General features: G+C 40.9%; 11 protein-coding genes. 3 read left to right on the top strand and 8 right to left on the bottom strand.

Annotated features, from left to right (window positions below; all coding sequences use genetic code 11):
* Positions 1 to 163: 163 nt before the first annotated feature.
* Positions 164 to 1,132, bottom strand: coding sequence for a phosphotransferase (locus ACZ481_RS07415; RefSeq protein WP_464769526.1), 969 nt, complete (start codon positions 1,130 to 1,132; stop codon positions 164 to 166).
* 120 nt (positions 1,133 to 1,252) lie between these two features.
* Positions 1,253 to 2,461: a deoxyguanosinetriphosphate triphosphohydrolase family protein gene (locus ACZ481_RS07410; protein WP_464769525.1), complete on the bottom strand. Its 1,209-nt coding sequence runs from the start codon at positions 2,459 to 2,461 to the stop codon at positions 1,253 to 1,255.
* Positions 2,462 to 3,004: 543 nt separating this feature from the next.
* Here ACZ481_RS07410 and ACZ481_RS07405 point away from each other — a divergent pair.
* From ACZ481_RS07405 to ACZ481_RS07395, 3 genes are all read left to right on the top strand, one after another.
* Positions 3,005 to 3,646: a transposase gene (locus ACZ481_RS07405; RefSeq protein ID WP_464769524.1), complete on the top strand. Its 642-nt coding sequence runs from the start codon at positions 3,005 to 3,007 to the stop codon at positions 3,644 to 3,646.
* Between the two features lie 13 nt (positions 3,647 to 3,659).
* Positions 3,660 to 4,451: a transposase gene (locus tag ACZ481_RS07400; protein WP_464769523.1), complete on the top strand. Its 792-nt coding sequence runs from the start codon at positions 3,660 to 3,662 to the stop codon at positions 4,449 to 4,451.
* 446 nt (positions 4,452 to 4,897) lie between these two features.
* Positions 4,898 to 5,245, top strand: a complete 348-nt coding sequence (locus ACZ481_RS07395) for a transposase (RefSeq protein ID WP_464770593.1) — start codon at positions 4,898 to 4,900, stop codon at positions 5,243 to 5,245.
* A gap of 224 nt (positions 5,246 to 5,469) precedes the next feature.
* Here ACZ481_RS07395 and nrfD read toward each other — a convergent pair whose 3' ends face one another.
* The 6 genes from nrfD to ACZ481_RS07365 all read right to left on the bottom strand — a co-directional run bounded on the left by nrfD (position 5,470) and on the right by ACZ481_RS07365 (position 11,827).
* On the bottom strand, positions 5,470 to 6,408 hold the full coding sequence (gene nrfD, locus ACZ481_RS07390; RefSeq protein ID WP_464769522.1) for an NrfD/PsrC family molybdoenzyme membrane anchor subunit: 939 nt from the start codon (positions 6,406 to 6,408) through the stop codon (positions 5,470 to 5,472).
* Between the two features lie 12 nt (positions 6,409 to 6,420).
* On the bottom strand, positions 6,421 to 7,086 hold the full coding sequence (locus tag ACZ481_RS07385; protein WP_464769521.1) for a 4Fe-4S dicluster domain-containing protein: 666 nt from the start codon (positions 7,084 to 7,086) through the stop codon (positions 6,421 to 6,423).
* A gap of 212 nt (positions 7,087 to 7,298) precedes the next feature.
* Positions 7,299 to 8,036 (bottom strand): hypothetical protein, encoded by a 738-nt coding sequence (locus ACZ481_RS07380; RefSeq protein ID WP_464769520.1) that lies wholly within the window; start codon positions 8,034 to 8,036, stop codon positions 7,299 to 7,301.
* Between the two features lie 643 nt (positions 8,037 to 8,679).
* On the bottom strand, positions 8,680 to 9,465 hold the full coding sequence (locus ACZ481_RS07375; protein WP_464769519.1) for a class I SAM-dependent methyltransferase: 786 nt from the start codon (positions 9,463 to 9,465) through the stop codon (positions 8,680 to 8,682).
* A 135-nt stretch (positions 9,466 to 9,600) separates the two neighbouring features.
* Entirely contained in the window at positions 9,601 to 11,160 is a 1,560-nt protein-coding gene (locus ACZ481_RS07370) for an ASKHA domain-containing protein (RefSeq protein WP_464769518.1), read from the bottom strand.
* A 91-nt stretch (positions 11,161 to 11,251) separates the two neighbouring features.
* Positions 11,252 to 11,827: a GrpB family protein gene (locus ACZ481_RS07365; RefSeq protein ID WP_464769517.1), complete on the bottom strand. Its 576-nt coding sequence runs from the start codon at positions 11,825 to 11,827 to the stop codon at positions 11,252 to 11,254.
* Positions 11,828 to 11,926: the final 99 nt, after the last annotated feature.

Genomic DNA, 11,926 nt, shown 5'->3' with positions numbered 1-11,926 from the left:
GTTTTCATAGCTACCATTTAGGATTTGCTTAGGTTGGGTTTTACATACGTTATATAATGGATAGTTATTATTCGTTAGGTGTTGTTTTTATTGTAATTGGTATGTTGTGGTAAGTCAATGTAAAGTTTATAAAAATTGAACATACCAGCATAACACACTCCAACTAATATGAATATAATATAGAATCCATTTCAAACCAGTGTTTTGTCAACCATAACATTTCATCTCTAAAACGTTTTGGAGTTTTGTCACATTCCTCAAAAAATTCTGGTTGTATCCACCACACTATTTCAATGCACCAAGAGAGTCGCAAAGCATTTGCAATATCAGATAATGTGATCGCTAAATATTGTGAATAACCCTTTTGAAAAGCGTATATCTTTTTAATGTTCATTTTATCTTCTTCCAGTGCAAAAGACAGTATCGCTCTTCCGATATCATGTAAAATATAACTCCAGCAATTGCGATCAAAATCGACGACAGCAGATACACAATCCATATTAAACAGAATGTTACCTGAATGAAAATCTTCATGAGCATATCCTTTGGAAAACTTGTCAAAAAATTCGGGACTTAACCGTTTCAAAATGGGCTCTAAAGCAAGTAAGGTTTGCCGGTATCCACTATGATCCTCCGATGAGCATTTATTTAATCTAGATCTAAACTTTTTCCACAGAGAATCCAGTGTATAGCCTCCAAAATGAGGTAAACTCTTCACTAACGGCTGTGGTAATTGTGAAAGTGCTCTATGCATTAAAGCACAAGTGCCTCCTAGACTATACATTTGATTTATTGATATTGAGTCGGAATTTTTAATGTCTCCTTTGCAAAATTCCATTACCATATATACCGTTTCTTCGTTTAACCAGCGGATTACTTGTCCTCCACTCTGCCATATAAGCGGACAAGAAAAGCCTTTTTTTTGAAGAAAAATCTGCCGTTGAAGTCGAGATTCGATTAATTTCAAATTCTTTCTGTCAAAGCGCTTTGTGCTATATTGCTTGATCAGTAATTCCCCTTTATCTGTAGAAACTTTCCATTTCTTATTGAGCAATCCTCCTGTTACAGGAGTAATTTGATTGTAAGTTAACCCATAACTGTTTTTTAAGTCAGCTATAATCCTGTTCTCCATACGATACCTCAAATAAATTTTAATAAATTTCCCCAGCCGAAAATATCATGGCATCATAGCAATTAAATGTTTTCATGAAATATCGCCCCAATTTTGAGATTTTTGTTTCTATATAGTGGCTTAAAGATTGCTAAAATATGATACATAATTAACTTTATATTGGCTGTGCGGAAATAAGTAATCATATAGATCGATAAAATAGTCATCTGTCATGCTTGCTATATAGTCAACAACTATTTGATTTGGTTCTTCTTCACGATACGGCACTACACATTTGAATCCTATTCTTATACTCTCAATAAAATTGATATGGTGTTTGAAAATAACTGAGTTCTTTATGTTGTTCTTTAAATCATCAAGTAGTTTCTTATAGATTTGTTCAAACATTGGTTGAATAGTATTATATGTTTCTCTAACCTCAGGATTCTTATATATATACTCATAATTCTGATTTTTAGACAACTTAAGATGATTATAATACTCTTCATCTAATTTTATGTAGTTTTTCCCATAGCTATTTTCAATAATATTTACAATCAAGTTATTAATGATCTCAGCATTTCTGTTTCCTAAAGGTCCTTTATCAAATCCATCATCTGAAGAAATAATCTTTGCCTTAAATGCATCTTGTCTATCCTTACCTATATATGCTATCATGTCACAAATTCTTACAACACATCCCTCTAATGTCGCCGGTATCATTTTTTTAATTGATGCCTGTTCAAGATATGCCAGTTCCACTATTTCATCAAATTGTGTAAAAGTATTTAATTCACTGGGGTAATACTCTTTTAGTTCAAATTCTCCATTATGGCATAGGATACCATCTAGCGTCTGAAGGCTAATATTATACGGGAAGATACCATCAAGCACACGTACACTATGTACATTATGATTAAAGTATCTTCCTGTTTCACTCAAGTATAATTCTTTTAAAAAGTCTTCACCTGCATGCCCAAAAGGTGTATGTCCTAGATCATGTCCTAGAGCAATTGCTTCAATTAAATCTAAATTAAGTCCTAAAACCTGCCCAATATTTCTTGCAATTCTTGACACTAATTGAACATGTAATGCTCTGCGAGTGATATCGTCATTTTTATAAAATGAAAAAACTTGAGTTTTATCTGCATATCTATTGTAATAAGCACTATGCATAATTTTATCAATATCTCTTGCAAACGCCGGACGCCATACCGTACTTTTATCCTTATTGTTGTCTCTGCGTATAACCTTATCGTTTCCAAACGACATATCGGGTTTATTTCTTTCAGCGATATCGTTTTGAATTCTATCCTGTAGTTTCTTACTAAGTTGCATATATTTTGCCATATTGCACCTTCTTTCTATTTTTTAAAAACAGGGCAGATAAATTTTTAATGATGAAAGTTCATAGTATCATGTGAAAATTCCATTATATCTTGCTATTGGGTAAGTGCAAACACATACATGTTTTTTTCTTATGCGGTATTATTAATTTTATATTCCTATAAAAGTACAAAACTCCTGCCAAATTAATACAAGTTTAGCAGGAGTTTCTCAGTTTCTTTTCTATTTATACAAAATTCTAGCCTTAAATCATTATCTTCACGATCATATACAATCCGATCAACCAACAGCTTAAATGCTCGATTCTGTTCATTGGGATTAATAGCAGTAGTCCACAATGCCTTAAACTCATCAATCCGCTTCTGAACCATTTCGGAGGACACTTGGGGACGTCAGACTGTGCGAAAACGGGTAACTTATCACAAACAGAACGCCATGAAAACCAAAAAATGATATAATAAAAGTAAGAAAAAATGGTTTGAGGTGTGCATGATGACGCGCTATGTCTCCCGTGGTACAGACCGGTATCAACTTAGCCTATTGCCGATGAGCTTGGATGAAATGGTTAGCGAAGACAACCCGGTACGAGTGATTGACATGCTGGTGGAAAGCTTAAACGTAAAGGCCTTAGGATTTAAATACGCAACCACCAAGGAAACGGGCCGCAAACCCTACAACCCGAGCGACCTGCTGAAACTTTACCTATATGGCTATTTCAACGGCATTCGAACCTCCCGCAAGCTGGAAAGAGAATGCACAAGAAATATTGAGCTGATGTGGCTACTGAAAGAAATAAAGCCGGACTATCGTACCATTGCTGACTTTAGAAAAGACCATATCGCACAGCTAAAAGATATCTTCCAACAGTTTTCTTTATTATGCAGTGAGCTCGGTTTACTAGGAAAAGAAATCGTAGCCATTGATGGCAGCAAGTTTAGGGCTAACAATGCCCGTAAAAAAAACATAACTAAGAACAAAGTGGCTAAAATGTTAGCCTACTTTGAACAAGCAGCCGAACGCTACCTGGAACTATTAGCGCACAGCGACGAGAGCGAAGGCGATACAGCTGTCGTAGTCAGCAAAGAAGAAACTGCAGACCAAACTGGCCAGAGCAACCAAGCGTATAGAAGAACTAAGGCAGCTCAAACACCAAATCGAAGAAACCGGCGAAGTCTCTTTGACCGATAAAGAGGCACGGCTCATGAGCGCCAACAACATGGGAATGGAAGTAGCCTATAACATGCAGACGGCCGTAGATGATAAACACCACCTGATCGTAGCGGTTGATATCACCAATAACCCGGCAGACCAAAGCCAACTTTATGAAATGGCATCCCAAGCAAAACAACAGCTGGGAGTCGATACCCTGACCGTGCTTGCCGACAAAGGCTATTACAACGGAGAAGACCTGGAAAAGTGTGAACAAGATCAGATCACAGCCCTAATACCGAAACAAACCCCCCCTTCCGCCACCGGTAATCCGGCCTATACCCTAGATCAATTCAAATATGACCCAGACAAAGACAGTTACCTGTGCCCGCAAGGTCAAATACTGAACCAGGTAAGCAAAGAAGATGCCAAGAAAAAACTCTATCGGAGTAAAGCCTGCAAAACGTGTCCCGAAAAGGATAATTGCACCAAAAACAAGCGGGGCCGGCAAATTATCCATGGAGACTACCAGGAAGTCATGGCGCGTACCGATGAGCGGATGGCCAAACAGCCCGAGCTGTATAAACAACGCCAAATGATCGTCGAGCACCCCTTTGGCACAATCAAGCGGGGCTTTGGCTATACATACTTTTTGCTGCGCGGCATCGAAAACGTGAGAGGGGAAGCGGTTATGCACTGCTTGGTGTATAACCTTAAACGTGTGCTCTCAATTTTGGGAACCGAAGAAATGATAGCGGCAATCCGAAGAAAGGCTATTGGCTTTTCTTTTGATTTTGCCGCTATTCTTCTTAACATTCGATTTTGGGGGCACTTAGCATACTGAAGTGTTCCTCTTTTCGCACAGTCTGACGTCCCCACTGTCATTAACACTTGATTAATTTCATATATAACTTTAGTCATAAGAGATGCTGTATCACCAAATAAACTTAGAGAAATTCGTTTTTCGTTAATTACATTGGCATATTCTTTGACAAACTGTTCTGTTTCAGTCAATAACTTAATAATATGTTCTCTGATAATACCAAGTTTTTTAATATTTTCGTAAGTAGTTGGAGCTTTGTAAGATGATTTCGTATTGTTGCAAAAACAATGATAATAAATTCTTTGCAGTAATGAGACTAAGAGTAGCTCCAATTGAATTTAATAATATCTTGATTTGATTATTAATATTATCGATATGACTCGATATTACAGACATTTCACGTTCTTCCATTAAATTATTAGTCTTTGTTAGTAATTTTAGTTTATAGTTAACTAGTCTCAGAAAGTATTCGTTTATATCCTTATCTGGAATACAGGATACTGAAGATCCATCAACAACTTGAGAATAATAATCTAAAAACTCTTTTGCTGTATAAACAACGCCAAATGATCGTCGAGCACCCTTTTGGCACAATCAAGCGGGGTTTTGGCTATACATACTTTTTGCTGCGCGGCATCGAAAACGTGAGAGGGGAAGCGGTTATGCACTGCTTGGTGTATAACCTTAAACGTGTGCTCTCAATTTTGGGAACCGAAGAAATGATAGCGGCAATCCGAAGAAAGGCTACTGGCTTTTCTTTTGATTTTGCCGCTATTCTTCTTAACATTCGCTTTTGGGGGCACTTAGCATACTGAAGTGTTCCTCTTTTCGCACAGTCTGTTGTTCCTTTTATTCATAAAAATAAAATATCCACCTCTGACACAATTTATCTTAATTGTATCAAAGGTGGATAGGTCATCGAATTAGGGAGGCGATCCGTGACCTCGCAAATCCACTCAATCTAGCCTGGATTCAGCCCAGCGTTCAACACCCCTTTGTAAAGGCCTGAGATATAATGATGTATCAGCCTGTTTCGCCTTTAGTATATGCTAAATCCATCCCATACCGGCAGAGCCGCAAAGACAATCAGCATTCTGAGGGTCAGGCCGCCAATGATCACACCCAGCTCGCCAATAATAACCAGCGGGGAATGAGCTCCGTGGATTTTGCTATCGGCTACAACTTCCATCAGGACAGCGTTCTCGGTATCCCCGGGCTTTTTTCTCCGGCTCAAAATTTCCTGTATATAAATAATAGCCGGCAGTACGAGGCCCACCACAAGGAACACGCCCCAAAAGGCGATCTGATACTTTCCTGAGATCAGGAGTTTCGCCGATTTGGTGCCAGTAGGACCATTAAACCCGTTTAGCATCATCATAATGAAGGACACCGCTATGATGATCTCCAGCACAACCAAAAACAGATGGAACTGACTGGCCCGCCCCTCTTGAAAAACTCCTTTTTCCAGCACTGGCGCCAGCAGCGAAGTGGCCGACAGGCCGGTTGACAGAGCTGATACAACAAAGAGAACGGGTATTATGTTGGAATTCCAAAAAGGAATAGCCTTGACAGCCAACAAAAGGAATCCGGTATAGGCAGCCGTACAAAGCGCCAGCAAGGTTCCGGCCCAGGTTAACACATCGGGGGCCTTTTTGTTTTTGAGCACAAAATAGAGCTTGATAAGTCCCACAAAAATAAAGGCTGACAAGATATAGGTTCCCCAGGTCATCATCGATGTAGAGTTGCTAACAAGGCCGAAGATGAGCCAAGGTTTCCTGAGCCCTTGCCCGAGATCAAAAACCAGCAGCAGAGTGCCGATGGCTACGGCAGGAGCCGCAATGAAATATCCTGCCCGGGTCAGACTCGGCGCTATGCCCAAAAAACCTTTTTCCGCCAGAAAAGAGGTGATGTACGCTCCGGCTCCCAAGCCGCCCAGGAATAAATATATAACGACAAGCCATTGCCAATGCTGTTCCATATCCGTAACCTCCTACACTTTCGGTATGATGACCCAGGATGGGTTGGTGATCGTGGGCGACGGAAGGCCTTCGAGGGTTGCAACCCCGCCTGGGATCTTTTTCAGCTCGGACAGTTTGCCGGAGAGCAGAGCTTTCTTCGGGCAAACTTCCACACAGGCAGGCTGCTGCCCTTGGTCCTGACGGCTGTAACAGAAATGGCACTTGGTGACCCGTTTGGTCTTTTGGCTATACTGAGGACTATGATAGGGACAGGCATACATGCAATAGCCGCAGCCTACGCACTTCTCTGCATTATGAAGGACGATACCGTCCTTCCGTTTGGTGTAGGCTGTAACCGGGCATACGGTCAGGCAAGCTGGTTCGGCACAATGGTTGCAGCTGATGGAAAGGAAATGCCCTTCATCTTCATCGCCGCCATTGTCCAAAACGCGTCGCCAATTCACCTGTTCATCCCGTGCTTCCTGGTTTGCCGACCGGCAGGCTCTCTCACAAGCTTTACAGTTAATGCACAATTCCTGGTTGAACAGGAAACCCAATTGCTCCGAACCCAAATCCTGGGCAATCGCGGACTTTGTCAGCGCGCTTAATGGCAAACCCATTCCTAAGGTAGCAGCGGCTAAAATACCGAGCTTTAAGGCATCCCGGCGACTGATGCGGTCACCAAACTTACTAAACACTGTCGAACCCACCTTTCTTAGTCTATATCCAGTATCATCAATATCCAATAACCCAGTTCGAGCGTAAAACTACTATAAGCAACAAAAGTGAGCTCAGCACCGCTAAACTGCCCCATTTATCGACCTTGATACTAAATCCAGCAGGTAAAACAAAGGGGTATCTCCAAGGATAATAAATCCTCTAGGGAATACCCCCACTTTTTATTCAGAATCTATTTACCGGTAATAGAGACTTCGGTTTTGTTCGCGTAGGCTTTCTGCAGAGCGTTTATAAAATCACCATGGGGGTCTTTTAGGCTGATCGTCGCGCCCGAAGTCACATCGACAAGAGCCTGTTTCTCAGCATCAGTCAGTTTGTCGTACTTTTCCTTGTCCTGGGGGTTGGTCATTTTGGCGGTCAGTGGTCTTCCATTTAGATCAGATGAATTTTTTGCAAACCACTGCTCAATTTCAGCTACGGTCTTTCCTTTGAAAAATTCCTGGTAAACTGCTACCTGCTCTGACCAGTTCATGCCATATTCTTTATCGCCTCGTTCACGCTTCGATTTCCAGGCAGCGACTTGCTTTGCTGCAGCATCGACCGTGTTGGCTTCTGTTCCTGCAAAGCCGGTCTGTCCGGGCCAACCCGAGAATTTGGGAGAACCCTGATGTTCGACATCGTTTGGCGAGAGCAACTCCAGACCGTCAAAGTAAACAGCGATAATTTTCCCGTCCTTGTCAAACAGCGCACTGCAGATGACATAGTTCAGGCTGTAGATAGTGCCGCCATTTTCGTCTTTTCCCGGTCCGACACGGAATATGGAGGATTGACCTACACCCTGGAATACTTTCATCTCTGTGGCAGATTGAGACTGGGCGGACTGGGCCGGTTGTGAACTTGAACATCCGCTCAAAACCAATAATCCTACAGACAGAGCTAAACCGGCAGTGATCTTTTTCATCTTAGACATCAGTTTTCCTCCTAGCACTTTTTTTGTGTGTAAATCTGCGACGAACAAGTTGCAGCTTGAATTAATTTACAAGTCTGTATTCATTTTCTTCGCTATTAAGTTTGAAAATTCCTTCAACTCCGTTAGTAATATATATTTTGTTATCTATTAGGACACTTGGGGACGTTCCTTTTTGTCAACTTTTTTTATTATCATCCCTCGGGATATACCTGTAGCTCACTCTATTTAGCCAATAGACAATCCTGCTCTTCCTTTTAACTGTCTTATAGCTGCATTGCGAACCAGTGAGTAACCCCCGCTATTGCATGAGGTTCACGGCCGCCTATGCATAGCTTTATCTTGCGGTAAATTTCTTCCTCAGACGGATCTTCAATTGCTTTAATCTCTCAAGAAAAAAGGTAAAATTAATTTTTCTTTAAATAAGTGCTGACGGTTAATTCCCAAAAGATTATATGGTAAAAGCCTGTATCACTCATCTTTCTAGTCCTGTCTGCCTATTTTATCACTCACTTTTATTCTACTGTATTTATGACAAAAAGGAACGTCCCCACTGTCATTATTTTAGCTTCTCTTGGCATTAAATCATCTCCAAACTAGTAACATCTATTTATTCTTGGGACAATGTACCTGTTCCCTTTGTCCCTTAAAGGTTATTTTTTTGTGAGTAGACTAGCAATTGCATTTCCTTGTGTGACGCCGGTATATGTTTATCAAACTTACCAAATGTGTCTTTAACCACTATTTCCCTTGCTTTAAAAATATCTTTCACTTCATCTATTGAATATAATCGAATACTTGAATCTGCTGCCAATTCATCAATTCTTGGTTTTTTAGCTATCTCTCCAAATTTTATGCTCCATCCTCCATATAGCATCCGTCGATTTTTTTTGTCCCAATGAAACTCTGGAAGCGAAAGCTCTTTCTCTCCAATATCCCAATTTCGCTTTGGAAAATGCATTTCAGCATGTTCTGCATTACATATATTCATAAAGTGCTTTCCATTCTTTTTAAGTGAATTTGCAATTAAATCAAATATCTTAAGATTCTCTTCATCGTTTTCAAGATATCCAATTGCACCATCTGCCATATTTAAAACAACGTCGAACTCATTTTCAAAAGAAATATCCCTTAAATCAGCACAGATAAATTCCGTATTCAATTTTTCCAAAGAAGAAATTCTTCTAGCTTCTTTTATATACTCAGGTGTAATGTCAACACCAACTACTGAAAAACCTCTTTTTGCGAGTTCTATTGCATGTCTACCAAAACCACATGCTAAATCCAAGATTCTTTCGGTTCCTGATAACTCCATAATATCAACAATAAAATTGATTTCATCTTTAGTATGTTCAACCCAAGACATATCTTGAATATCAAGTGACCATATTTTTTTATACCATTCTGGGCTGGGTTTATATAAAATATTCATTAACGCCCCTCCTCCTGAAACCATAAAAAAGCCATAGCTTTATTTATAGCTATGGCTCTAGTTCGATATTTTACTTATTTTTCCTGCACCAAGATAGGTTGCCAGTTAGGAATTGTCCAATCGCTGGACAGACGATTAACGGGGACTACTTTCCAAGTGTTTACGGCTCTTGATCTTTTCAATGACCGTGGGATATAATGAAAAATCCGTGTGGGGCAAAAATTTGGCCGCTGACATTTTATTCAGGAAATCCGGCGCCTCAGCTAAGGAAAGATAGATTATACTGCTAATTAGATCTTCTACAACCAACAATTGATCTGCATCTTGTAACAACTTGCAGGCTCCTTTTATAGAGCCATTTCCCATTTGAACAAACCTCTCTCGGGGCAGGTCGGGATATAACCCAATGGTAATTCCTGACTCAATATTTATGTAGGTTCCAAAAGCTCCGGCCAGATATACCCGTTGAATCTTATCCGGTGTAATATTCAATGCCTCTACTAAAAACGCTACCATGGTGTTCGCTGCCGCTTTTGTATCCATAAATCTTAAAATGTCAGCCTGACTGAATATTAAGTCTTCATGTAAGGCTGATTCGTGCTCCCATGCGTAAACAATGACATATTCTCCGTCCCGCCTAAGGATTCGCTCTGATCTGCCGGGAATAAACCGACCCGAGTAATCAATCCAGCCTGCCAGCAACATTTCAGCAAGAAGGTCAACAATCCCTGAACCGCATATACCCACTGGCTTTGCCTTCTCTATGGTAGTAATCTGCAACTGATTTTGAACAATCTGCACCGAATCTACCGCCCCTGCTTTTGCCCGCATTCCCTGCTTGCTGATACCGCCTTCCAAGGCAGGTCCTGCCGCGCCCGCAGCTGAAAACAGAAATTCCTTGTTGCCCAAAAGCATTTCGCCGTTTGTGCCAATATCCATATAGAGAGCCAGTTCACTTTGTTCATACATCTTGGACGCCAACAGCCCGCTGATAATATCGCCGCCTAAATAATTAGCTGTAGAAGGGAAACAGTATACTAAGCCATTAAAGGGTAAGCCGATTTCACGGCCAGCAAAGAAACCGGTCCGGTTAAAAGCTGGCGTATAGGGAGTATAGAAAACAAACCAAGGGTCAATCCCCAACAGAAAATGAATCATGGTAGTGTTGCCGCCGATAATAAATGTGCCGCATTTGTCCGGAGAAATGCCTGTGGCAGTTTGAATTTTATCCATGAGTTCAATAAAATTCAGCAGTGTACATTGCTGGATTTCCCTTAAATGGGCATCATTATCCTTAACGTAAACGATGCGGCTAAGGATGTCCTCACCAAAACGGACTTGATGATTGACCCCGCTTTCTTCACACAAAATATTTCCAGTATTCAGATCGATCAGCTGCATAATAACCGTTGTGCTCCCAAGATCAGCGGCATAAGCAAAATTCTTAGCTGAAGTATTTCCCCGCTCAAGGTTTACAATTTCCCAGGCAAAACCCTTTTGTACTAAGGTGACTGTGAGCTTCCAGTCAAAATCCCGCAGCAGCTTATAGGACAATTTAATGGTTTCAATAGAAATCTGAACCTCTCCATACTCCGGTTTTAAAGCCTGACGGATTCTGTCAATATCGGCCACAAAATCTCCGTTACCCGGCGTTCTCAATTCAAGGTATATCTTTTTACAAATTACATTCTTCATAAGTCTTCCTCTTCATGTGAATTATGTGACATACTACCACCTAAGAGGTGGCGGCTTCTTAGGATTAGGGCTTCTACTGCTTGAAGGCGAATTAGTGCTCAGGCGGCAAATAACGTCCTGCAAATTCCAATTTAGCCTTTTGCGATTGTTCCATGACAAAATCCGACTTTCCATAGGTATAGGCATCACGGTCATGTTCAAACCGCTCTTTAAGACCCAGCTTCAACGCCTCATATTGCCGTACAACATTAGAGTATTGTCGCAGATAGTCTCGAAAATAAAGTTCGTTCCAATCTCCCAACGGCTTCACATGAAGATGGTATACCTTTTCGGCAAAGCCGTTGGGCAAATATCCTTTCCCCAGATCAAGCGTTCTTTGTTTATCAGCTTTCTGCATTAGAATCCAGTCATCGTTCTGCAACAGCTGAGCAATGTCATTCACAGCACCGTCTTTAGGTAATTCCAATAGAATATCAATGGTTGGTTTCGCAATAAGCCCTTCGACAGACGTGCTGCCGATATGATTGATACGACAAATATCGTAGTCATGCAGGATGTGCAGTAGCCGCTGCTTTTCCTCGGCGTACCACGATTGATAATTGGGGTTATGGTCTTTAAGAATAATAGGATAAAGCTGCCACAATTCTTCTACACTCATTTCTTTCATGCCATCGCCTCCTAATTCGTCTTTTAGCCCAGAGGGACACAGGAGAGGGACACAGGGACAGGTTCATTGTCCCCTTCGTCTGCGTCTATACTCTATCTA

The sequence above is a fragment of the Sporomusa intestinalis genome, from assembly GCF_055383785.1.
Note: the sequence above shows the minus strand (reverse complement) of the source record. Positions and strands in the feature narration are given on the sequence as shown.